General features: G+C 64.5%; 20 protein-coding genes, 1 tRNA gene and 3 pseudogenes. 12 read left to right on the forward strand and 12 right to left on the reverse strand.

What is annotated here, in order from left to right; genetic code table 11:
- Window positions 1–98 precede the first annotated feature (98 nt).
- Window positions 99–623, forward strand: a complete 525-nt coding sequence (locus L8G49_RS14920; protein ID WP_242186561.1) for a PEPxxWA-CTERM sorting domain-containing protein — start codon at window positions 99–101, stop codon at window positions 621–623.
- Between the two features lie 107 nt (window positions 624–730).
- On the opposite strand, the gene L8G49_RS14925 is transcribed toward L8G49_RS14920, so the two are convergent.
- Together L8G49_RS14925 and L8G49_RS14930 are read right to left on the reverse strand one after the other, a co-directional pair.
- The gene (locus L8G49_RS14925) at window positions 731–994 is read right to left on the reverse strand and encodes a hypothetical protein (protein ID WP_242186562.1); all 264 of its coding nucleotides are present in this window, start codon (window positions 992–994) and stop codon (window positions 731–733) included.
- Between the two features lie 20 nt (window positions 995–1014).
- Window positions 1015–1170 carry a hypothetical protein gene (locus L8G49_RS14930; protein WP_242186563.1) on the reverse strand — a complete coding sequence of 52 codons (156 nt, stop codon included), beginning with the start codon at window positions 1168–1170 and terminating at the stop codon, window positions 1015–1017.
- A 106-nt stretch (window positions 1171–1276) separates the two neighbouring features.
- Between L8G49_RS14930 and L8G49_RS14935 the strand changes: the two genes are divergently transcribed.
- A complete protein-coding gene (locus L8G49_RS14935; protein ID WP_347272072.1) occupies window positions 1277–2080 on the forward strand; it encodes a hypothetical protein in 804 nt (267 codons plus the stop codon).
- 156 nt (window positions 2081–2236) lie between these two features.
- Here L8G49_RS14935 and L8G49_RS14940 read toward each other — a convergent pair.
- The 3 genes and pseudogenes from L8G49_RS14940 to L8G49_RS14950 all read right to left on the reverse strand — a co-directional run.
- Window positions 2237–2464, reverse strand: a pseudogene (locus L8G49_RS14940) (hypothetical protein); the annotation flags it as partial.
- 1061 nt (window positions 2465–3525) lie between these two features.
- Window positions 3526–3900 (reverse strand): annotated as a pseudogene (locus tag L8G49_RS14945) (Arm DNA-binding domain-containing protein); the annotation flags it as partial.
- Window positions 3901–3927: 27 nt separating this feature from the next.
- A tRNA-Ser gene (locus L8G49_RS14950) sits at window positions 3928–4017 on the reverse strand.
- 163 nt (window positions 4018–4180) lie between these two features.
- On the opposite strand from L8G49_RS14950, the gene L8G49_RS14955 reads away from it, so the two are divergent.
- The 10 genes from L8G49_RS14955 (at window position 4181) to mazG (ending at window position 13037) form a co-directional block, all read left to right on the forward strand.
- Window positions 4181–5158 carry a lytic murein transglycosylase gene (locus tag L8G49_RS14955; protein WP_242139270.1) on the forward strand — a complete coding sequence of 326 codons (978 nt, stop codon included), beginning with the start codon at window positions 4181–4183 and terminating at the stop codon, window positions 5156–5158.
- Window position 5159: 1 nt separating this feature from the next.
- Window positions 5160–5963 (forward strand): SPOR domain-containing protein, encoded by an 804-nt coding sequence (locus L8G49_RS14960; RefSeq protein ID WP_242186565.1) that lies wholly within the window; start codon window positions 5160–5162, stop codon window positions 5961–5963.
- Window positions 5964–5982: 19 nt separating this feature from the next.
- Window positions 5983–7155, forward strand: a complete 1173-nt coding sequence (locus tag L8G49_RS14965) for a D-alanyl-D-alanine carboxypeptidase family protein (protein WP_242186566.1) — start codon at window positions 5983–5985, stop codon at window positions 7153–7155.
- A 4-nt stretch (window positions 7156–7159) separates the two neighbouring features.
- Entirely contained in the window at window positions 7160–7792 is a 633-nt protein-coding gene (gene tmk, locus L8G49_RS14970; protein WP_242186567.1) for a dTMP kinase, read from the forward strand.
- The gene (locus L8G49_RS14975) at window positions 7789–8766 is read left to right on the forward strand and encodes a DNA polymerase III subunit delta' (RefSeq protein ID WP_242186568.1); all 978 of its coding nucleotides are present in this window, start codon (window positions 7789–7791) and stop codon (window positions 8764–8766) included. The genes tmk and L8G49_RS14975 overlap by 4 nt, the downstream gene beginning before the upstream one ends.
- A gap of 39 nt (window positions 8767–8805) precedes the next feature.
- Complete coding sequence (gene metG, locus L8G49_RS14980; RefSeq protein ID WP_242186569.1) at window positions 8806–10344, forward strand: methionine--tRNA ligase; 1539 nt, start codon at window positions 8806–8808, stop codon at window positions 10342–10344.
- A 2-nt stretch (window positions 10345–10346) separates the two neighbouring features.
- Window positions 10347–11123, forward strand: a complete 777-nt coding sequence (locus L8G49_RS14985; protein WP_242186570.1) for a TatD family hydrolase — start codon at window positions 10347–10349, stop codon at window positions 11121–11123.
- Window positions 11120–11884, forward strand: coding sequence for an MBL fold metallo-hydrolase (locus L8G49_RS14990; RefSeq protein ID WP_242186571.1), 765 nt, complete (start codon window positions 11120–11122; stop codon window positions 11882–11884). The genes L8G49_RS14985 and L8G49_RS14990 overlap by 4 nt, the downstream gene beginning before the upstream one ends.
- Window positions 11881–12051 carry a hypothetical protein gene (locus L8G49_RS14995; protein WP_242139029.1) on the forward strand — a complete coding sequence of 57 codons (171 nt, stop codon included), beginning with the start codon at window positions 11881–11883 and terminating at the stop codon, window positions 12049–12051. Before L8G49_RS14990 ends, L8G49_RS14995 begins: the two co-directional genes overlap by 4 nt.
- 242 nt (window positions 12052–12293) lie before the next feature.
- A complete protein-coding gene (gene mazG, locus L8G49_RS15000) occupies window positions 12294–13037 on the forward strand; it encodes a nucleoside triphosphate pyrophosphohydrolase (RefSeq protein ID WP_242186572.1) in 744 nt (247 codons plus the stop codon).
- Between the two features lie 89 nt (window positions 13038–13126).
- On the opposite strand, the gene hflX is transcribed toward mazG, so the two are convergent.
- The 7 genes and pseudogenes from hflX to dusB form a co-directional block, all read right to left on the reverse strand.
- A complete protein-coding gene (gene hflX, locus L8G49_RS15005) occupies window positions 13127–14419 on the reverse strand; it encodes a GTPase HflX (RefSeq protein WP_242186573.1) in 1293 nt (430 codons plus the stop codon).
- Window positions 14420–14428: 9 nt separating this feature from the next.
- Window positions 14429–14932, reverse strand: a pseudogene (gene hfq, locus L8G49_RS15010) (RNA chaperone Hfq); the annotation flags it as partial.
- Between the two features lie 90 nt (window positions 14933–15022).
- A complete protein-coding gene (locus tag L8G49_RS15015) occupies window positions 15023–16396 on the reverse strand; it encodes a sigma-54 dependent transcriptional regulator (protein ID WP_242139026.1) in 1374 nt (457 codons plus the stop codon).
- A gap of 3 nt (window positions 16397–16399) precedes the next feature.
- On the reverse strand, window positions 16400–18604 hold the full coding sequence (locus L8G49_RS15020) for an ATP-binding protein (RefSeq protein WP_242186575.1): 2205 nt from the start codon (window positions 18602–18604) through the stop codon (window positions 16400–16402).
- Between the two features lie 105 nt (window positions 18605–18709).
- Complete coding sequence (gene ntrC / locus L8G49_RS15025) at window positions 18710–20125, reverse strand: nitrogen regulation protein NR(I) (RefSeq protein ID WP_242186577.1); 1416 nt, start codon at window positions 20123–20125, stop codon at window positions 18710–18712.
- Window positions 20122–21213 (reverse strand): ATP-binding protein, encoded by a 1092-nt coding sequence (locus L8G49_RS15030; protein ID WP_242186578.1) that lies wholly within the window; start codon window positions 21211–21213, stop codon window positions 20122–20124. Before L8G49_RS15030 ends, ntrC begins: the two co-directional genes overlap by 4 nt.
- Window positions 21189–22193 (reverse strand): tRNA dihydrouridine synthase DusB, encoded by a 1005-nt coding sequence (gene dusB / locus L8G49_RS15035; RefSeq protein ID WP_347272073.1) that lies wholly within the window; start codon window positions 22191–22193, stop codon window positions 21189–21191. Before dusB ends, L8G49_RS15030 begins: the two co-directional genes overlap by 25 nt.
- Window positions 22194–22197 lie beyond the last annotated feature (4 nt).

A 22197-nucleotide genomic window follows, 5' to 3' on the forward strand; every position in this document is an offset into this window, starting at 1 on the left:
CTTTCGTTTTTAACGCTTCTGAAACTATTGATGAAATCCCGCGTACCTTCGTCGCCTTCGTTCCGTCATTCGCGGGTTTTGGGAGGCGGGGAGTAAATATGAAAAAACTAGCATTCTGTTTGTCGGCTGCAATCGTTGGCTTGGCCTCGCCCGCATACGCAGCACCGTTGCTTTTCAACTTTTCCGGCCCTTCAGGCACAGCAGTATTCCAGCTCGACTCTAATCCTACGCCGGATACGTTCAGCAGCTTTCTGGGCTCCGACCAGTTCGCCTTTAAAAATGTGACTGGCATTTTTGGTGGGATTGCAGGAACCGCAGACAATATCGGATTTGGGAACGGCCTATTCGCTGCGCTGAACATCAACGCTGCGAACGTAGGCTTTTCGCAATTTTCTGGCCCCACGCTGTTTTCCGGACCGGCAAATGCGCCCACTTTCTTAACCGGTAATTTTGTCCTGATTAATCCGTTTTTCGGCAATGCTAACCTGACGATTACCCCCGCGGCAGTAGCCGGGGCCGTGCCTGAAACAGCAACGTGGGCAATGATGCTCGTCGGCTTTGGCGCAGTTGGGTTTGCGATGCGTCGTCGGTCGAAGGTTCGCACAACAGTGAGCTACGCTTAAACCCCGTACGCCGAGCGCTGAAGATAATTTGTAAAGCGCTTGGGAACGCCGCCGGCTGATTTGTTGGCGGCGTTTTAAATGTGGCGATTACGTATTTGACCAACCCGCTATTGGGGTAGGTAGCACTCGGGTCTGAAATGGGCACCATCCCAATCGGCAAAACACACTTTCTCAGATACCGAATGAGCGACCTGCGCGGTCTTTGCTTCAACAAAGATGTAACCCGCTGCCCGCATGCAGTTAGCAAGATGCCCTTCCATCGCTGCTTCATCGGTCGGGCGCGCTGCATACAGCGGCTCTGCACTTACCTTGCATTGGCTTAGCTGGCGCTCGACGGAGGGTTTTGACGCGCAGGCTGTGACGAGCGACATAGCTAGCAGAACCACAAACCTCACTCCGGATTCTCCGACACCAGCCTATCCGTCACGATCTTGCACAGCCCCGTGTCGATGCGCGCTTCGTAGTCGTCGGTTTCAAGGTCACGCGCGGCTTCATTGAAGTTGCCGAGTTGACTCTGCGGGTGCCCGCTGCTTGCTGCTTCTGTCATGAGTAACTCGCCTCCAGAATACCACTACGTAACGTATATCGACGAGTCCGGCGACCCCGGGCTAGCACGGGTAAAGCCTCGCTCCGAGCGGGGATCTAGCGAGTGGATGATCGTATCTGCTGCGGTCATCCCTGCTGAGTTTGAACCCGACGTTCAAGTATGGATTACGGAGTTGATGAAGCTGATTGGCAGTCAGCAACTACGCGACATTCACTTTCAAAAGCTCAGGCCAGATCGCAAGGCTCTTGTATGCTCTTACATTGCGCAGAAACGCGTCAAGCTATTTGTGGTCGCGTCTAATAAACAAAACATGCAAGGGTACACCAACCCAAAAGCGTCAAATATACCGTCGAACAGCTGGTTTTACTGCTGGTTGACAAGGGTGCTTTTAGAACGTGTAACTGATTTTGTGCATGCTGCCTCCATGAGAAAGTATGGCGAGCCAAAGCTAATGAAGCTGGAGTACAGCGAGCGAGGTGGACTGTCGTATAGCCAGATGCATGCATACTATGAGTGGCTCAGACTTAAGAGCGCTAGTGGTGCCGTTCCTTTATACATACCTTGGGGCAACCTCGAATGGTCAGTGATGCATCGAGACTTGATGACCGTATTTAACCACAAAGAGCGAGATGGTCTAAAGCTACCTGACATAGCGGCAAGCGCGTTCTTCAAAGCGCTGGATATCCACGACACGGGCGCTTGTGATCCGGCGTTCGCTAAGCTTCTCGCGCCTGCGATGGCGCGCTCGCCCGAACGCAAGCTGACCTGCGGCTATGGCGTCAAACTGCTGCCGAACTGGAGGACGTTAGACCGCTTCGCAGTGCCTGAGCCGCAACGCGAGATACTGCGCTACTACGGCTATCCAGGGCCGCAGTGGTGGCAAAAAGTTGTGGAGCCCGGACCCGTCTAATCCGTCGCCTTTTAGCCCGGCCTAAATGCCAAGCGTGCCGCACAGACGCCAGTGGGTTTGATACCTCCAGCCCGAGTGCCCCGGCGCTCCAAAGAACAGAATCGCATTTCGAGGGACTCCCGTCAACGTTTTCGACGAGATTCCATGAACTTGAACCTAAGTTGCTGGAAACGATTCACTTTTTCGCGTTTCCGCGTGATCCCGCCGATAGGTGATGCGCTTGCCGACGATTCCCTCAAGCCCGGCAACCATGCGCGCCTTATCGTCCACGCCGTTCGCAATCCGGTTGTTATAGCGGAACTCGTATTCAGCCAGATGGCGGTGCAGATGTTGGTCGCCCCAGTGCTGATAGACGCACTTCATGCCGCGCTTTTAGCTACTGAAGCAAACCTCGCCCGCCGCTCTCCGACCAGTAAGCCATTGGCTGGTTCCATTCCCGTCATCAACATATCCGACCATTCCTGACCGAGCTCGCGCCGCCGCTCCATATGCCCAGCGCGATCGTACGCTGCTTTCACCCGGTTCTCCGGAACATGCGCGAGCATCAGTTCGATGATCGCCGCATCCTCGATTGTCTTTCGACGTACCGCCAGTGCGTTCATGACCGTGGAGAACGACGACCGCCAGCCGTGGGGTACGTGCCGACCGTGATACCCCACTCGGTTGTACAGGTAGCCAATTGCGTTCTCGCTTAGCGGGCGATGGCTGTGCCGCTGTCCGGGGAACACCAGACGGTTGCGGCCGGTCAGTCGATGAACGGTCAGGAGCACATCGACTGCCTGCCGGGAAAGGGGGATGATATGCTCGAACGCCTGCTCTTCCTTCAGGTCGAGCGCCAGCTTCATCCGGTCCGCCGGCACACGCCAGACCGGTAGGAACGGTCCGAACTGTTCGCCCGTGAAATCGACCCCTTCGAACTCGGACCAGATTGCACCGCGGACCATGCCTGGCCGGGACTGCGTCAGCGCGAGCAGCCGCGACGCAAGCTTGGTAATCGGTGACGCGCCAGACGCCTCGGCCGCGATCAGCACGCCGCGTGCATCAATGATGTCGGTCAGCGCTGGCTGCCGCCCCTTCTTGGGCAGCGGCTTCAGCGCTTTGCCGACCACGGCCGACGGATCGATCTCCACGATGCCTTCTGAGATCGAATAGACGTACACTGCGGAGATCCGCTGTCGCAGTCGCTTGGCCGTCTCGATCGCACCGCGCTCCTCGACCGCGCGAAGCGCCTTCAGCACGATCGGCGCGGTGATCGCGCCCAACGGCATGTTCCCGATCGCGGGGAACACGTCGCGCTCGAGGCTGGTGATGACGTCGTCGGCATGGACCGGCGCCCAACGGCCTTTCTGCAGATCGTACCAGCGCCGAGCCGATTGTTCGAAAGTCACCAGCTTGGCGAGTTCGACTTGCTCCTGCTCGCGGGCCTCGTGCGCCCGCTTCCGTGCGCCCGAGGGGTCGATGTGCTCGCGGATCATGCGACGCGCCTCGTCACGCTTCTCGCGTGCCTTCGATAGCTTGACGTCGGGGTAGGGGCCAAATGTGAGCAGCTTCTCTTTGCCCAGCATCTGAAACTTCATGCGCCAGGATTTCAGGCCGGTCGGGGCGACGTAGAGGAAGAGCCCGCCGGAGTCGGTCAACTTGTATGCCTTCTCGCGCGGTTCAGCGTTCTTTACTGCGGCATCTGTGAGCATCGTACCCCGACTCCCGTATTCCAATACCCCGGATAGTGCCCTCGATACCCCAGCGCTGGGATGGAACAGATCGGGATTGGTCAGGAACAGCCATAGCCGAAAACCCGCAGTTTTGCTAGGGTTAGGCATCGTTTGGGCGGTGCTGGAATGGGATTTTGGCGGAAGAGGTGGGATTCGAACCCACGGTGAGCTTGCACCCACGGCGGTTTTCAAGACCGCTGCCTTAAACCACTCGGCCACTCTTCCGTTCGCCCCCGCTTAGCCAGCGTCTGGCGATTTGTGCAAGTCCTACCGGCTTTGGGGCTTCATGCGCTTGGCCCGCTGTGCCAAGGTTCCGGTCATGCGGGGTAACAGCAAAACTTGGCGTCGGATCACGCGCGGCATCGCCGCGGTCCTCGTCTGCGTATCGATGGGCGGGGCTGCACATGCGCAGGACGACGCCGGCTTCCAGACCTATCTGGCAACCCTGCGGACGCTGGCCGAGACACGCGGAGTCAGCCGGGCGACGCTGGATGCAGTGATCCCGTCGCTGACGCTCAACCCGCGCGTGATCGAGCTCGACCGGCAGCAGCCCGGCGGTCCCGCGATCGCGGCGATCCCGAATTTCGCACCGTACAAGGCACAGCATGTCGGGAGCGCGATCATCGCGCGCGGGCAGGCGGCCTATCTGTCCGAACGCGGACGCTTGCAGCGGATCGAGCAACAGACCGGCGTTCCCGAATCGATCATGGTCGCGATCTGGGGGCATGAGACCAGCTATGGCCGGGTGATGGGCGGGTTCGACCTTCCCCGGGCGCTGGCGACACTTGCCTATGAAGGGCGTCGGCGCGACCTGTTCGCGGACGAATTCATCGCGACGCTGCAGATGATGGACCGCGGCGTGCCGCGATCGCAGCTGGTCGGAAGCTGGGCCGGCGCGACCGGCGGACCGCAGTTCTTGCCTTCCGTGTATCTGCGGCTTGCCCGCGATGGCGACGGGGACGGGCGCGCGGATATCTGGACGAGCAGCGCGGATACGCTGGCGTCGATCGGCAATTACTTCTCCAATGCAGGCTGGCGCCCCGGGGAACCTTGGGGGTTTGCCGTATCCGTGCCGATGACGTTCGACCGGAACCAGATCGCCACCCGCCTGGTGTCGCCGCGTTGCCCGCGCGTGTTCCAGCGGCAGAGCGCCTGGAAGACGATGGCCGAATGGCGTGCGCTCGGGGTCGTGCCGCAGACCCGGTCCTGGCCGGGGGACCGAGTCCTGGCGACGCTGATCGAGCCGGACGGGCAGGGGCAAACCGCCTATCTGCTGACCGGCAATTATCGCGTCATCCTCGATTATAATTGCTCCAATTTCTACGCGCTGTCGGTGGGTCTGCTCGCCGACGCGGTCGAGCGGTGAGATGAGCCTGGGGGGCTCGCTATTGCTCCTCTTGCTGGCGGAGACGCCGCTGGCGGGGCAAATGGATCCCGCGCCAGCCGAGGCGGGACCTCGCGCGACCTCGGGCGCATCCGCGTCGGATGCGGTCGGTTATGCGACGATCATGACGCCGTTACCGGAGGGGCCGCTCTCGCCGGTCATGGTTGCGGTGACATTCCCTCCGCTGCCGGCCGGAAGCTTCGTCGAACTGACCGCGCTCGATAGCGGACGCACGATTGCCGCACAGGTGCTTGGCGGCCCGGCGGATGAAGCCGTGGTTGCTCTGTCGCCGGGCGCGGCGCGGCAATTGGGGGTTGGCGATCATGCGCCCGTGCGGGTTCGCGCGGTCACCGTGTCGGTCGCGGATCGCGAAGCCCTTTTGGCCGGCAAGAGCGTCGCACCGCGCCTCGACGCCCCGCCGGCGTTGCTAGCGGCCCTGCGACGCAAGCTCTCCGAAGGTCCTGCCGCTTCGCCGCCTGGCGATTCTCCGGCAACGGCCGCTGCACGGGGCGCTCCGTCGCCGGCCGTGCGTCCGTGGGTTGCCGGCACCGGCACGGCTCCCAAAGCTACGTCCATCCGAGGCAGCTGGACGGTACAGGTCATGGCGCTTTCCTCCGGCGCGCGTGCGGCCACATTGGCACGCACGCTGGGTGGGAAGGTTTTAGCAGGCGGTGGGCTGTACCGCGTCCAGCTTGGGCCCTATGCCGATCCACAATCCGCCAAGCGCGCGCGTGACGGCATCGCCCGGGCTGGCTATGGCGACGCCCGCATTCTCCATTCCAACTAGAAGAACGAGAGCCACCATCATGTCATCCCGCCGGAACTGGATCGCCGCCACCGCCATCGTCGCCATTGCTGCGACGACGCCTGCGATCGCCAAGCCCGATTTCCAGACGCCGGCCCCGGTCGCCTATCTCCAGGACCTGTCCTCGGGCGCGGTCCTGTATGCCAAGGATGCCGACCGCCGCATGCCGCCGGCGTCGATGGCGAAGATGATGACGGTCTATGTCGCGTTCGAGATGGTCAAGTCGGGCGAGCTCAAGCTCAACCAGACCTTCCACGTCCAGCCCGAGACATGGCGCAAGTGGCATAGCCAGGGGTCGACGATGTTCCTGTCGTCGGGCGAGGACGTCAGCGTCGAGAACCTGCTCAAGGGTATCGTCACGCTGTCGGGGAACGATGCCTGCGTCGTGCTGGCCGAAGGCATTTCGGGCACCGAGCAGACCTTCACCGAGCGGATGAACCGGGCAGGCGCCAAGCTCGGGCTGACCAACAGCCACTTCGGCACGTCGAACGGGTGGCCCGATGGCGGCGTGACTTACGTTACGGCGCGCGATCTCGCCAAGCTGGCAGGCGCGACGATCCAGGATCACCCGGATCTCTACAAGCGCTTCTACTCGCTCCCGAGCTTTACCTGGGGCAAGACCCTGGGCGGACAGAAGCCGATCGACCAGGCCAATCGCGACCCGTTGCTGGGGCGCGTGCAGGGCGCCGACGGGCTCAAGACGGGCCATACCGAGGAAGCCGGCTTCGGCTTCACCGGATCCGCGCAGCAAAACGGGCGTCGCCTGGTGATGGTGATGGCGGGTCTCGGGAGTTCCGGGCAGCGTGCCGATGAATCGGTCAAGTTCATCAACTGGGGCTTCCGCGCTTGGCAGGCCAAGCAGATCGCGCCCAAGGGGAAGCAGATTGAGACCGCCGAAGTCCAGCTCGGCAGTGCGCGGACCGTGGGCCTGGTCGCGCCGAATGACCTGACCGCGACGCTTCCTGCAGGCGTGGCTGCCGACATGTCGCTCAAGGTCGTTTATGACGGCCCGATCAAGGCGCCGATCAAGGCGGGGCAGCATATTGCCGACCTCGTTGTTTCGACCCCCGACATGCCGCAGCAGCGGCTTCCGCTCGTCGCGGCGACCGACGTGGCCGAAGCCGGCTTCTTCGGACGCGCCTGGGCGGGGTTGATGAGCCTGTTCGGCGGCTGATCGCGTGTCGGTGACCGGACGGTTCCTCTCGCTCGAGGGCGGGGAGGGGGCAGGCAAGTCGACGCAAGCGCGCCTGCTCGCCGCCGCGCTCGCCGACCGCGGGATCGATGCGCTGATCACGCGCGAACCCGGCGGGAGCGAGGGCGCGGAAGCGATCCGGCGGCTGTTGATGGAAGGCAGCGTCGGTCGGTGGAGCGCGCATAGCGAAGCGCTGCTGTTCGCCGCGGCGCGGGCCGACCATGTCGAAAAGACGATCCGCCCGGCGATCGGTGCTGGTCGATGGGTGATCTGTGACCGCTATCTCGACAGCAGCCGCGCGTATCAGGGGCTGGCCGGGGGAATCGATGATGCCGCTATCCTCGCGCTGCACGGGTTCGGTGCGCGCGGATTGTTGCCCGACCGGACCTTCGTGCTCGAACTGAGCCCTGAGGAAGGCCGCGCCCGCGCTGCGGTACGGGACGGCGCCGCCGCCGACCGGTTCGCGGCGCGCGGCGACGCGTTCCACGCCGACGTCGCGACCGCGTTCCGGCGCTTCGCCGCGGCCGAACCCGACCGGTTTCGCGTCATCGATGCCGCAGCAGAAATCGGCGTCGTGTCGGCCGCGCTCCTCGCCGACCTCGCCGACCTGCTGCCGTGACTCTGCCGATCGGCAATCACGCGGCGCATGCGGCGTTTGCGGCGGCGATGCGCAGCGGCTCATTGCACCACGCCTGGCTGTTCGCCGGCCCGGAGGGGATCGGCAAGGCCAGCTTCGCGCGTGCCGCGGCGATCCGGATGCTTGCCGAGGGTGCGGGGGCGGATCTTCCGCCGGGGTTCGACGTGCCCGAGACGGATCGCACGCGGACGCTGATCGCTGCGGGTTCGCACCCCGACTATCGCGAGCTGACGCGCCAGCCTAAGGAAGGCGACAAGACCGGGCTCGAGCTCGCGCGGAGCATTCCGATCGCGCAGGTTCGCGCGCTGGGGCCGATGTTCGCGACCAGGCCGTCGATGTCGGATCGCCGGGTCGTCATCATCGACGCGGTCGACGATCTGGAACGCCCGGGCGCATCCAACGCGCTGCTCAAGAGCCTCGAGGAACCGCCGCAAGGCACGATCTTCCTGCTTGTCAGCCATGCCCCGGGGCGGCTGCTCCCGACGATCCGGTCGCGCTGTCGGTTGCTGCGCTTCGACCCGCTCGACGACGCGGCGTTGACGACGGTGTTGGGGGAAGCCTTGCCGAAGGCGGACGACGCGGAAATCGCGGCGTTGCGGCGCGTGGCGCAAGGCTCGCCCGGCCGCGCCTTGGGGTTTGCGGGGCTCGATCTCGCTGCGCTCGACCAGGCCCTCACTGCGATCGCGCGGGACGGGGACCGCACCAACGCGCGCCGTGGCAAGCTCGCCAAGGCGCTGGCGCTCAAGGCGGCACAGGCGCGCTACGAGGCGTTTCTCGACCGGGCGCCCGCCTTCATCGCGGCGGAGGCACCGTTGCGGACGGGGCAGCGCTTGCGGACCGCGCTCGAAAGTTACGACGCCGCGCGCGCCCTGGCGGCGAGCGCGCGCGCGCTGACGCTCGATGCGCAAGCAACCGTGTACGAAATGGCCGGGATCGTTGCACGGCTCGCTGCCTGAGGCCTTCAATTCGCCGGTTGGTTGCTCTAGGAGGCGGCCATGGCCGACCCTTTTTATATCACCACCGCAATCAGCTACCCCAATGGCCGCCCGCATATCGGGCACGCCTATGAAGCGATCGCGACCGATGCGATCGCGCGTTACCAGCGCCAGCTCGGGCGCGAGGTCCGGTTCCAGACCGGGACCGACGAGCATGGGCTCAAGATGGTCCAGGAAGCGCGCAAGCGCGACCTGACGCCGCGCGCGTTGGCCGACGAAATGAGCAGCTATTTCAAGCAGATGGCAGACGCGCTTGAAATCTCCTACGATCGTTTCATCCGCACCAGCGATGCCGATCATTATCGTGCAAGCCAGGCGATCTGGCAGGCGATGGAGGCGGCAGGCGACCTGTATCTCGACCGCTACGAGGGCTGGTATTCGGTCCGCGACGAGGCATTTTACGACGAGAAGGAGCTGGTCGACGGGGAAGGGGGCGCCAAGCTCTCGCCGCAGGGTACTCCCGTCGAATGGACCGCGGAGGAAACCTGGTTCTTCCGCCTGTCCAAATACCAGCAGCCGCTGCTCGATTTCTTCGCCGCCAACCCCGACTTCATCCGCCCCGAGGCGCGCCGCAACGAAATCCTGCGCTTCGTCGAGGGCGGCCTGTCCGACCTTTCTGTCTCGCGTACCAGCTTCGACTGGGGCGTGCCGGTGCCGGGCAGTCCGGGGCACGTCATGTACGTCTGGGTCGATGCGCTGACCAATTATCTGACCGGCGTCGGCTATCCCGATGACGTCGAACTGTACGAGACGTTCTGGCCGGCGCAGTTGCATATTATCGGCAAGGATATCGTGCGTTTTCATGCCGTTTACTGGCCGGCTTTCCTGATGAGTGCGAACATACCACTGCCGCGCGCGGTGTTCGGACACGGCTTCCTGCTCAACCGCGGGGAAAAGATGTCGAAGTCGCTTGGCAACGTCACCGATCCAATGGCGCTGGTCGATCATTTCGGGGTGGATGCGCTACGCTATTTCCTGTTGCGCGAAGTCAGCTTCGGGCAGGATGGCAGCTATTCCGCCGAAGCGATCGTCACGCGGTGCAACGCGGACCTCGCCAACAATCTCGGCAATCTCGCGCAGCGCTGCCTGTCGATCATCGCCAAGGCCTGTAACGGTGTCGTCCCGGCGGCGGGCGCGGCAACCGAAGCAGAGACCACGCTCGCAACGAGCGTGGCGGCAGCGGAGCAGGGGTTGCACGATGCGATGCACGATCTGGCGCTGCATAACGCGCTCGACGCGGTGTGGTCGGCAGCGCGCGATGCCAATCAGTATTTTGCGGACCAGGCGCCGTGGAGCGTGCGCAAGACCGATCCGGCCCGCGCCGATACGATCCTCTATCATGCCGCCGACGCGATCCGGCAGATCGCGATTCTTGCGCGCTGGGCGATCCCGGGCGGCGCGGACAAATTGCTCGACCTGCTGGGCCAGTCGGCGGACGCGCGCGGTTTCGCGGCGCTCGGGCATCCGCTCGCGGCGGGGCTGGCGCTGCCAGCGCCCAGCGGGGTGTTTCCCCGGCTCGAAGCGCCGGTGGAGGCTTGACGATGTTCGCCGACAGCCATTGCCACCTGAACTACAAGGGGCTCGCGGAGCAGCAGCCCGAGATCCTCGCGCGCGCACGCGGGCGGGGGGTCGAGGCGATGCTCAACATCGCGACGCGCGAAAGCGAATGGGACGCCGTGCTCGCGACGGCGGAGCGCGAATCCGACGTCTGGGCGACGGTCGGGATCCATCCCCATGAAGCCGACCAGCATCCCGATGTCGGGACCGCCCGGCTGATCGAGCGGGCGCAGCATCCGCGCGTCGTCGGGATCGGCGAAAGCGGTCTCGACTATTTCTACGACCATAGCGATCGCGATCGCCAGCAGGCGAGCTTTCGCGCGCACCTCGCGGCGTGCCGCGCAACGCAACTGCCGATCGTCGTCCACACGCGCGATGCCGAGGCGGATACGGCGCGCATCCTGCGCGAAGAGCTGGAGCAGGGGGCCTTTCCCGGGGTCATTCACTGCTTCACGGCGAGCGGTGCGTTTGCCGACATCGCGCTCGATCTCGGATTCTACATCTCGATTTCCGGCATCGTGACGTTCAAAAACGCCAAGGACCTGCAGGAAACCGCCGCCCGATTGCCGCTCGACCGATTACTGATCGAAACCGACGCACCGTTCCTGGCGCCAGTCCCGCATCGCGGGAAGACGGGCGAACCGGCGTTTGTCGCCGACACGGCTGCATTCCTGGCAGATCTGCGCGGCGAGCCGCTGGAAACGCTGGCGCATGCCACGCGCGCCAACTTCCATACGCTGTTCGCGAAGACGCGCGGATGAGAGTGCGGATCCTCGGATCCGGAACGTCGTCCGGCGTTCCGCGAATTGGCAATGACTGGGGCAAATGCGACCCCGCGAACCCGAAAAATCGCCGGACGCGGGCTTCGGTGCTGATCGAGACCGCAACGACCCGCATTCTGGTCGATACTGGCCCTGACATGCGTGAGCAGTTGCTTTCGGCGGGCGTCGCGACGGTCGACGCCGTCATCTGGACGCATGATCATGCCGACCATACCCACGGCATCGACGATTTGCGGCAGGTCTATCATGCGCTCGGCAGCCCCGTTCGCGGCATCGCACGGCCTGCGCTGGAAACACGGCTGAAGGATCGGTTCGGGTATATCTTCCAGGGACTGAACGGCTATCCCAAGGTCGCGTCGCTTGAATCGCTGCCCGACGAGATCCGGATCGGGGACATCGACGTGCGCGTCGCCGACCAGCCGCACGGCAGCATCCAGTCGGCCGGCCTGCGATTCGAGGGCGAAGGCGGCGTGATCGGTTATGCGACCGATCTCAGCGGCATGACGGAGGATATGGCCGTCTTGTACAGCGGTCTCGACATATGGGTGGTGGATGCGCTCCGCAAACGGCCGCATCCATCGCACGCGGACCTTGCAACGGCATTGCATTGGATCGCGACACTGCAGCCAAGACGGGCGGCGTTGACCCATATGGATCAGACCATGGATTATGCGACCTTGCTGGGTGAGCTGCCGGAGAATGTAGAGCCGGGCTATGATGGCCTGGTGCTGGACGCGTGAACGCCTTCGTCACGGCGCTGGTACTGATCCTGCCGATCGCGGCTCTTGCGTCGCGGCGCCTGCCAGCACGGACGGTGATCAAGCTGGCGCTGGTATGGACGGCAATCTTCGGTGGCTTATTGGGGATCGTTTGGCTCTGGCAGCACGCGGACAACATTACTATTTAACATAATGTGTATTATCGGTCTGACGGATAATTGGTGGTGGAAATTGGCATTTGCCAAACAGTCCGTCGCCGGATCGCTTCCGCCCCCGTGGCTGCCGTCTCCTCAAGCCCGCTTTTGTCGACGGCCTGGTCATGGCATGAAAAGGCTTCTTTGCCCGTTAGGTGTTTTTTCGAAATGGTCCACGATGTTTACCGCTCGATGCCCCTGAGCGACGCGCCGGCTGCGTTCGCGGACGAAGCGCAATGATCGACCGTCTGGTTGGCATCATGGCGCGGTTGCGCGATCCGGATACCGGCTGCGCATGGGACGTCGCCCAGGGATTTGAAAGCATAGCGCCCTACACGATCGAGGAAGCCTATGAAGTGGCGGACGCAATCGCCCGGCGCGATATGCCCGAACTCAAGGACGAGCTCGGGGACCTTCTGTTACAAGTCGTGTTCCATTCCCGCATCGCCGAGGAAGCGGGATATTTTGCGCTGCCCGATGTCGTCGCCGCGGTCAGCGACAAGATGGAACGTCGCCACCCGCACATCTTCGGCGACGGAGGCACTGGCGGTTCCGCAGCATGGGAGCAGATCAAGGCCTCCGAACGCGCAGACAAGGGAAGCGTGGGAGCGCTGGACGGGGTTGCCATCGGCCTCCCCGCGCTCCTCCGCGCCGACAAGCTCCAGCGCCGTGCGGCACGAACGGGGTTCGACTGGCCGGATGCCAATGGCCCCCGGGCCAAGATCGACGAAGAGATTGCGGAGGTGGAATCCGCCGCATCGGCGGATGCGATCGAGGACGAGATCGGGGACCTGCTGTTCTCCGTCGTCAACTGGGCACGCAAACTGGGCGTCGACCCGGAAGCGGCACTCCGGCGGGCGAATGGCAAATTCGAGCGCCGTTTCAGCGCCATGGAACGGGAAGCTGGGCCCGCGTTCAAAGGTCTGACCCTCGCCGAAATGGAATCGTCCTGGCAACGTGTCAAACGGACCGAGGGATAGCGGCCCGCACGCACCGGCCTGCCGCCGTCCGAAGACGTATCGCACGTTCGAAGCGGCAGGCGCCCAGCAACCCGCCGCCATTCCACCGCTCAGTCGTTGCGCTGGCAGAACCGTTCGTAATCTCGTTCCGCCATGCGCACCTCATAGACGGCCGTATCGCCGTCGATCGTCTGCCCGCTGACTTCTCCGTGCGCGTGCAGCCACGCCGCCCCGGCGCCATCCGCCGCGTCCAGCGTGATCGCGTACCGACGGTGACTTGAGGTCAGTAATGCGGCGACCGTCTCCAGCAGATCGGACACCCCTTCCCCGGTCAGCGCCGACAACGCCACGACATCGTCACGACGCTGCGCCTCGCCGAGCATCTCGGTGCGCTCGTCCGGGTCGAGCAGGTCCAGCTTATTCCAGGCCTCGATCCGCGGTACCGACGCTTCGACACCGATATCGCGCAGCACCGCCTCGACATCGTCCTTTTGCGCAATGCTGTCCGGATGCGCGATGTCGCGGACGTGGATCAGCAAGTCGGCCGAGACGACCTCCTCAAGCGTTGCCTTGAACGCAGCGACGAGCTGGGTCGGCAGTTCGGACACGAAGCCGACGGTATCCGACAGGATCGCCTTGTCGATCCCCGGCAGTGCGATCTGCCGCAACGTCGGGTCCAGGGTTGCGAACAGCAGGTCTTCCGCCATCACGTCGGCACCGGTCATCCGGTTGAACAGCGTGGATTTTCCGGCGTTCGTGTAGCCGACCAGCGCGATTACGGGCCACGGCGCGCGCTGGCGCCTGTCGCGATGCAGCCCGCGCGTGCGCGAGACTTGCTCGAGTTCCTTCTTGAGCCGCGCCATCCGGTCGCGAATGAGCCGGCGATCCGCTTCGATCTGGGTTTCGCCCGGACCGCCGAGAAAGCCGAAGCCGCCGCGCTGGCGCTCAAGGTGGGTCCAGCTACGCACCAGACGTCCTGCCTGGTAATCCAGATGCGCGAGTTCGACTTGCAGCCGCCCCTCCGCCGTCGCGGCGCGTTCGCCGAAAATCTCGAGGATCAGCCCGGTCCGGTCGATCACCTTCGCGGACAGCGCTTTCTCGAGATTGCGTTGCTGCACCGGTGTCAGACTGGCGTCGAACACGACCAGCTCGGCCTCCGCCATCTGCACCGTTGCCGCAAGCGCCTCCAGCTGCCCCTTGCCGATCAGGGTCGACGGCTGAAGCGCGCGCACCTTGACCGCGACCCGGTCGACCACTTCGACATGGATCGCCATGGCCAGCCCGGCGGTTTCGGCGAGGCGCGCCTCGGCATCACGCGAGGATGCGCCGGTATCCGGATAAACAACGACGGCCTTGGCACCGCGGGCGACATCGTCGCGGTCGCGTTCAAATCCTGTGGTCAAAAATGGTCCTCAATCTTCGTCGGAGCCCGCTGTCTCATCAGCGAGATTAAGCGGATGCGCGGGCTGGATGGTCGATACCGCATGTTTGTAGACGAGCTGCGCCATGCCGTCGCGCTGGAGCATCATGCAGAACAGGTCGAACGCGGCGATCTGGCCCTGCAGCATCACACCGTTGACCAGGAACATGGTCACGCTGTCCTCGGACTTGCGCACCGCGTTGAGAAAGATCTCCTGCAGCAACGGCTGCTTGCGCTGTGCTTCACCGATCGCGTTGACGATCGCGTCGACGTCGATCGTATTTGCCGGCATGATCGTGGAAATGGCATGCTTGTAGATCAGCTGCGACTGGCCATCGCGGCGGAGCAACACCGAGAAGTTGTCGAACCATGTCACGATTCCCTGCAGCTTCACGCCCTTTACCAGGAACATCGTGATCGGCGTCTTGGTACGGCGGAGCGCGTTCAGGAAGAGATCTTGCAGCGAAGTTTGTTTGTCGGCCATCGGTCGATCCTTTGTTCTTGGCGGGTTTTCCCGCGGCGCGCCGGTGCCCGGCGTCGGATAGTGACGAAATGCTAATCTAGGGACGCCCGGGTCCCACGTCCACTAGTCCTCACGAACTTCGGTGATGCCGAGAAGCTTGAGCTTGCGATGCAAGGCCGAGCGTTCCATTCCGATGAAATTCGCCGTCCGCGAGATGTTTCCTGAAAACCGCCGGATCTGGACCCGGAGATATTCACGCTCGAAGCTCTCGCGCGCCTCGCGAAGCGGCGCGCCCATGATCGCCGTGGCCCCGCCGCCCATCTCGCCCGGATCACCCAGGATATCGGGCGGCAACATGTCGACGTCGATCCGCGCCAGCCGGTCGCCGGGCGCCATGATGATCGTCCGCTCGACGATGTTGCGCAGCTGCCGCACGTTGCCCGGCCATTCGTAGGATTGCAGCGCGACCATCGCGTCGGGGGCGACCTGTGGCGTCGCAACCCGGCGTTCCGAAGCGTAATGCGCCATGAAATGATCGATCAGGACCGGGATATCCTCCCGCCGTTCGGACAGGCCGGGGATCGCGACCGGAACGACGTTGAGCCGGTAATACAGATCCTCGCGGAAGCGGCCCTGTTCGATTTCGTGCGTCAGGTCGCGCGCGGTGGCAGATACTACGCGCACGTCGACCTTGACGACTCGCTGTCCGCCGACCCGGTTGAACGCCTGTTCGGTCAACACCCTGAGGATCCGCCCCTGCGTCGCCAGGGGCATGTCCGCGATTTCGTCGAGGAACAGCGTCCCGCCATGGGCCTGTTCGAGCAGGCCGGACCGGACCAGCTGCCCCCCTTCTTCGACGCCGAACAGTTCTTCCTCGACCCGCTCCGGCGTCATGCGGGCTGCGCTGACGACCACGAAGGGGGCGGTGGCGCGCTGGCTCCAGCCGTGCAGCAGCCGCGCGGCGACTTCCTTGCCGACCCCTGCCCCGCCCATGATCAATACGCGACTCCCGGTCGAGGCGACTCGCTTGAGGGTCGCGCGCACGCCGTTGATGGCAGTCGAGCTGCCGGTCAGGTCGTTGTCGCGACCGACGCTTGCGCGCAGGCTTGCAACCTCCGCCCGTAGCCGTTCGGTCTCGGTCGCCCGTGCAACCATCAGCAGCAGGCGTTCCGCCTCGAACGGTTTCTCGATGAAATCGGCAGCACCGCGCCGGATCGCGGCCACCGCCGTATCCAGATTGCCATGACCCGAGATCATCAACACCGGGATCGACGGATCACGCCGCTTGATCTCGTCGAGCAGCTCCAGCCCGTCGAGCCGCGAGCCATGCAACCAGACGTCCAGCAGCACCAGCGAGGGGCGCCGCACCGAAATCGCTTCCAACGCGGAGTCGCTGTCGCCGGCAACCCGTGCGTCATAACCTTCGTCTTCGAGGACACCGGCGACCAGATCGCGGATGTCACGTTCGTCGTCGACGACAAGGATATCGAGGGGCATGGTTCAGGTCCGGTTCTGTACGAGGACTGGCGCGGAGGATGCGCTGTTGGACGAGGACGACGCGAGGTCGTCTCCGCCCTCGAGTTTGGCGAGTTGTTCGGTATCGAAGCACAAGGTGACGATCGTTCCTCCGCCCGGGCGGTCGGCGAAGCTGATCGTTCCGCAATGTTCCTCCACGATCTTCTTGACGATCGCGAGGCCGAGCCCGGTGCCCCGCGCGCGCGTGGTGACATAGGGTTCGACGATGCGGTCCCGTGCCGCCGGCAGGCCGATGCCCGTATCGGAAACGGTCAGTACGGTCCGGCCGTCCCCCGGCTCGATCGCCATGGCGATCGCGGCTTCATGCGCGCCCGGGTTGGCTTCGACCGCCTCGACCGCATTCTTGACGATGTTGGTCAACGCCTGGCCGATCTGGCGGCGATCGCAGACCAGCGCGGGCGTAGTTTCCGGGCATTCGAGACTGAACGTGATGCCCGGGTGCGCGACCTCGTGCAGGAACAGCGTCTGTCGGGCGATCTCGACCAGCGACTCTTCCCGGAATACGGGCTTGGGCATCCGCGCAAAGGACGAGAACTCGTCCACCATGCGGCGCAAGTCGCCCACCTGGCGGACGATCGTATCGGTCAGCCGCGCGAACGTCGTGTCCTCGGGATCGATCTGCTTGCCATAGCGACGCTGGAGCCGTTCGGCGGCGAGCTGGATCGGCGTCAGCGGGTTCTTGATTTCATGCGCGATCCGGCGGGCGACATCCGACCATGCCGCACGGCGCTGGTCGAGCAACTGGCCGGTGATGTCGTCGAAGGTCAGGATCGGCCCCTCCGCCGCGCGCGTGATCTTGACCGCGAGCGTCCGCATCTCATTGCCCTGCCCCAGTTCGACGATCGCATCGCGGTCGTCTCGCTCGATCAGCGCGGCCAACTCCGGCGAAACGACGCTCAGCGGTTTTCCAACCGGCGTGTCGTCGGCGCTTTCGAGCAGCAGGATGGCCGAGCGATTGATCAGGCGAATGACCCCCTCGGGCGAAACGGAAATGACGCCAGCGGTAACGCCCGACATCACCGCCTCGATCAACGCGCGACGGCTCTCCAACGCGCCGGTCTGCGCCTGGAGCCGCTCCGTCATCTGGTTGAACGCGGTGCCGAGCGTGCCGAGTTCATCCTGTACTTTGGTCTCGGGCACCCGGGCGGTCAGGTCGCCGGTCGCGACCTTGTGCGCGGCCGCGACCAGCTCCCCGACCGGCCTGACCAGCCGGTCCGCCACCTCGAGCGCGATCCACACCGCGATGGCAATGATGAACAACGACATGGCGAGCAACGCCGCGTTGAACTTCAGCTGGAGCGACCGGGATTTGGCGATGAGATCGCGGTAGCTCGACAGCACCGCGATGCTGCGTTTCGACTGCACTTCCATCACCCGGACGTCGGAAATCGCGACGGTCAGCAAAAAGACGTTGGTCGTGCCGGGTACCAGCGTCACCGTCTCGATCCGGTCGCCCTTGACGGTGGTGATGCTTGCCGTTCCGGCCCGCAGCCGATCGAGCTCTGCCTGCGACACTTCCTTGCGATAATCGAGGTTGTCGGGATTGACCTGGACGATCTCGCGGGAAGCGCCCTTCGGCTCGGCGATGAACAGGAAGCCGTCCGACAGGCTGCGAAGATAGATCTGCTGGAAGAAGTATTTGGGAAATTCGGGCGAGCGCAGTTTCACCTGCAGGTTGTCCGAAATATCCGCAGCCGCGAACACCGCCTGGTCCTGCCAGCGGCGCAACATCTGATCGTAGGACGTTCGCGCCACGCCGGTCGCGTTTTCGATCATGCTGCGCGCCTGGTCCGAATACCAGAACTGAACGCCATATTGGAACAGCAGCGACGCAAACACGACGACGAACAAGGTCGGAACCGCGGCAATGACGGAGAACAGCGCCACGAGTTGCACGTGCAACCGCGCGCGTCCGCCAATCGGCATCCGCGCCGCGCGCCGCATCGCGATCCGGCGGCCCAGCAACACCAGCAGGGCACCAGCCGGCAACAGATTGGCCACGAGCAGCAGTGCGATCACCGGCGGGCTGAGCAAAGCGTGTGACGCTGCTCCATTCGTGATGACGAAATAGGTCGCGAACGCGATCGCAATCGCCGCGCTGAGCACCAGCAACTCGATCGCCGGAACGATCCGAAACGGCGAGGACCGGGGGGACGCGGATACAGTCAAAGCGGGCGCACTGCCTTCCATCGTGACATTGGTACAACGCTATTGTGGCCGAGAAAACACACTTAATACTCGATCGATCGCATTGTCGAGCCCACCGGTCGGACGTCAGGCGTCGATGCCAAGGACATCAAGGCGCTTTCGCAAGGTGTTGCGGTTGATTCCCAGCGCTCGCGCCGCGCGCAGCTGATTGTTGCCATGGCGCGCCAGCAGCGCCTGGATCATCGGCCGCGCGACCTCCGCGATGATGCGGTCGTACAGCGTTCCATCGTCGAGCGCGGATGGCTCCTCGATGGCGAGCCGTGCTATCCGCGCATGGATCGCGGCTTCGATCCCGGCGTCGCCTGCCGGCCGCTGCTGCGGCGCGCCGCCGCCCAGCATCGCGCGTACCTCGGCGCCGTCGATCCGCTCGTCCCGCGCGAGCACCGACATGCGGCGCATCATGTTTTCCAGCTCGCGAACGTTACCTGGCCAGTCGTACGCTTCCAGCACGGCTAGAGCATCCGCCGCCAACTGCTTGCGAGGCAGGCCGTCTTCGACCGCACGGTCGAGAAAATGCCGGGCCAGCAGGGCAATGTCCTGTCGTCGGGCGCGCAGCGCCGGCAAGGTGACCGGCACGACGTTGAGCCGATAGAACAGGTCTTCGCGAAACTGCCCCGTCGCAACCAGTTGCGCGAGATCGCGATTGGTGGCTGCGACGATACGCACGTCGGCGCGGATCGTGCGCGCGCCACCGACGGTCGTGAACTCGCCGGACTGCAGGACGCGCAGCAAGCGGGTCTGCGCCTCCATCGGCATGTCGCCGATCTCGTCCAGGAACAGCGTTCCGCCCGCGGCCTGCTCGAACCGTCCGGCGGATCGCGCTTGGGCGCCCGTAAAGGCGCCGCGCTCGTGACCGAAGAGCTCGGCCTCGATCAGTTCGCGCGGGATCGCCGCCATGTTCAACGCGAGAAACGGGGCACGACGGCGTGGACCCAGGTCATGAATGGCGCGGGCGACGAGCTCCTTGCCCGTTCCCGACTCGCCGGACACCAGGACGGTCAGGTCGTTGGAGACTACCCGCGCGATGATGCGATAGACGTCCTGCATCGCCGGTGATCGTCCGATCAGGGGCAGCGCATCTTCGCTGGCGATCGGCTCGAGCGCTCCGCTCGACCCACGCGCGAGCGCGCTCTGCACGCTCTGCGACAGCGCATCGAGGTCGAATGGCTTGGGCAGGTAATCGAACGCGCCGACCTCGGTCGACCGTACCGCGGTGGTCAGCGTATTCTGGGCCGACAGGACGATGGCTGGCAGGCCGGGGTGCTGCGCAACGAGCCGTGCGACCATATCCAGCCCATTGCCGTCGGGCAGGACGACATCGGTCACCAGCACGTCGGGCAGGCCGGCGGACAGACGCGCGTCGGCCTCCGCGATCGTCGCCGCCAGGACGACGCGATGTCCATCGCGTTGCAAGGCCTGACCGACGACCGTGCGGATCGCCGCATCATCGTCGACGACCAGGATCCGGCCCGTCCGGTTCATGCCCGACCGCGCGGGAGCATGATACGAAACACGGTCATCGGTGGCGTTCCTTCCCGCGCATATTGGACGATCCCGCCCATGTCGCGCACCAGCTTGTCGACGAGCGCGAGGCCAAGTCCCTGCCCCTCCGGCTTTCCCGAAATGAACGGGTCGAACAGATGGTCGGCGATGTCCGGTGGCGCGCCGGGGCCATTGTCGATCACGCAGATCTCGATCGGCAGCGGCCGCCGCGGGCGACCCGGCGCGGGCGCGATCGCCATGCCGTGACGGTAGGCGGTCGCCAGCGTGATGCGGGCATCGGCCTGTTCCCGCATCGCCTCGCTCGCATTCTTGAGCAGGTTGAGCACCACCTGCAGGATCGAATCGCGGTCCAGCTGCGCGGGCGGCAGCGATGGGTCGAACCGTTCCTCGATCTTCACATGCTGCGCAAAGCCGGCGAGCGCGACGCGACGCGCATGGTCGAGCAACGGGTAGACGTTCTCGGATATCAGGTTGAGCGGACGCGTATCGGTGAAGTCCTGCATCCGGTCGATCAACGCGGCGACCCGATCGACTTCGGTAGTGATCAGCGTCGTCAGCTCGACGGCACCCTTGGCCTTGGACAGGAGTTGCGCCGCCCCCCGGATCCCCGACAACGGGTTCTTGATCTCGTGCGCGAGCATTGCCGCCGCGCCGATCGCCGCGCGCGCGGCGGCGGCGCGGTCCGCACTGTGCCCCATGCGTCGCGTCGCGGCGGCGTGATGAAGCGTGATCGTGCGCCAGCCTGGATGGTCCGCGATCAGCGTCTCGACATAATCGACGCGCACGCTGCCCCCGCGTGCCAACAGGATCTCGGTGTCGAACGCCGACAGGCCATGATCTTCGCGCGGGTTGTCGACGTCGGGCCGCTGCAGCACCGACGCCAAGGGCTGCCCCTCCATCGTGCGCTCGGACAGATTGAGCAACGTCTCGGATTCGGCATTGGCATGCATGATCCGCGACCCCGGGTCGACGACCAGCACCGCGACCGGCAGCGCCGCGAAAAGCTCGGCGAAGCCCGGCCCTGGCTCCTGCCCCGCGCGGGTCACGCGGCGGCGCGGCTGCGCCACGGGGCGTAGAACTCGGCAAGCATCGCCTGTACGACCTTGGGGTCCGGGATCTGGTTGACCTTGTTTCGAAACTCGGCCGAGCCGTGGAGGCCGCGGGTGTACCAGCCGATATGCTTGCGCGCCATGTTGACGCCCGTCTCGGTCCCATAGTGCGTCAGCATCGCATCGTAATGCTCTGCAATAACGGTATATTGTTCGTCCAGCGAGGGATCGTCGCGACGCCGTCCGTGTGCGAACCATTCCATCACCTGCCCGAGCAACCACGGCCGGCCATAGGCCCCGCGTCCGATCATGATCCCGTCCGCGCCCGACTGGTCGAGCGCGGCCTTGGCATCCTCGATCGAACAGATGTCGCCATTGGCGATGACCGGGATCGACACGGCGTCCTTGACCGAGCGAATGAACGCCCAGTCAGCGCTGCCCTTGTACATCTGGTTGCGCGTCCGACCGTGGACCGTCACCAGCTTGCAGCCGAGGTCCTGCGCGATTCGCGCGAGTTGCGGCGCGTTGAGCGTATCGTGGTCCCACCCCATCCGCATCTTGAGCGTGACGGGCACAGTGACCGCGTCCACCACGCCCTTGATGATCGCGGCGGCATTGTCGAGATCGCGCATCAGCGCGGAACCGGCGTCGCCGTTGGTCACCTTGCGCACGGGGCAGCCCATGTTGATGTCGATGATCGCGGCGCCGCGATCCTCGCTCAGCTTGGCAGCCTCCCCCATCTCATAAGGCGTGCAGCCGACCAGCTGCATCGACACCGGATCCTCGATCGGATGCCACGCCGCCTTCTGGATCGACTGGCGCGTCTCGCGGATCGCGGCCTGGCTCGCGACCATCTCGGTGACGTTCAGGCCCGAGCCGTAGCGGCGGACCAGCGTGCGGAACGGCATGTCAGTCACGCCGGTCATCGGCGCGAGGATGACCGGGGAGGCGATCGTCACGGGGCCGATCTGCAAGGGGGTAAGCGTGCGCGGGGTCACGGGA

The sequence above is a fragment of the Sphingomonas sp. CARO-RG-8B-R24-01 genome (genome assembly GCF_022662295.1).
GTDB lineage: Bacteria > Pseudomonadota > Alphaproteobacteria > Sphingomonadales > Sphingomonadaceae > Sphingomonas.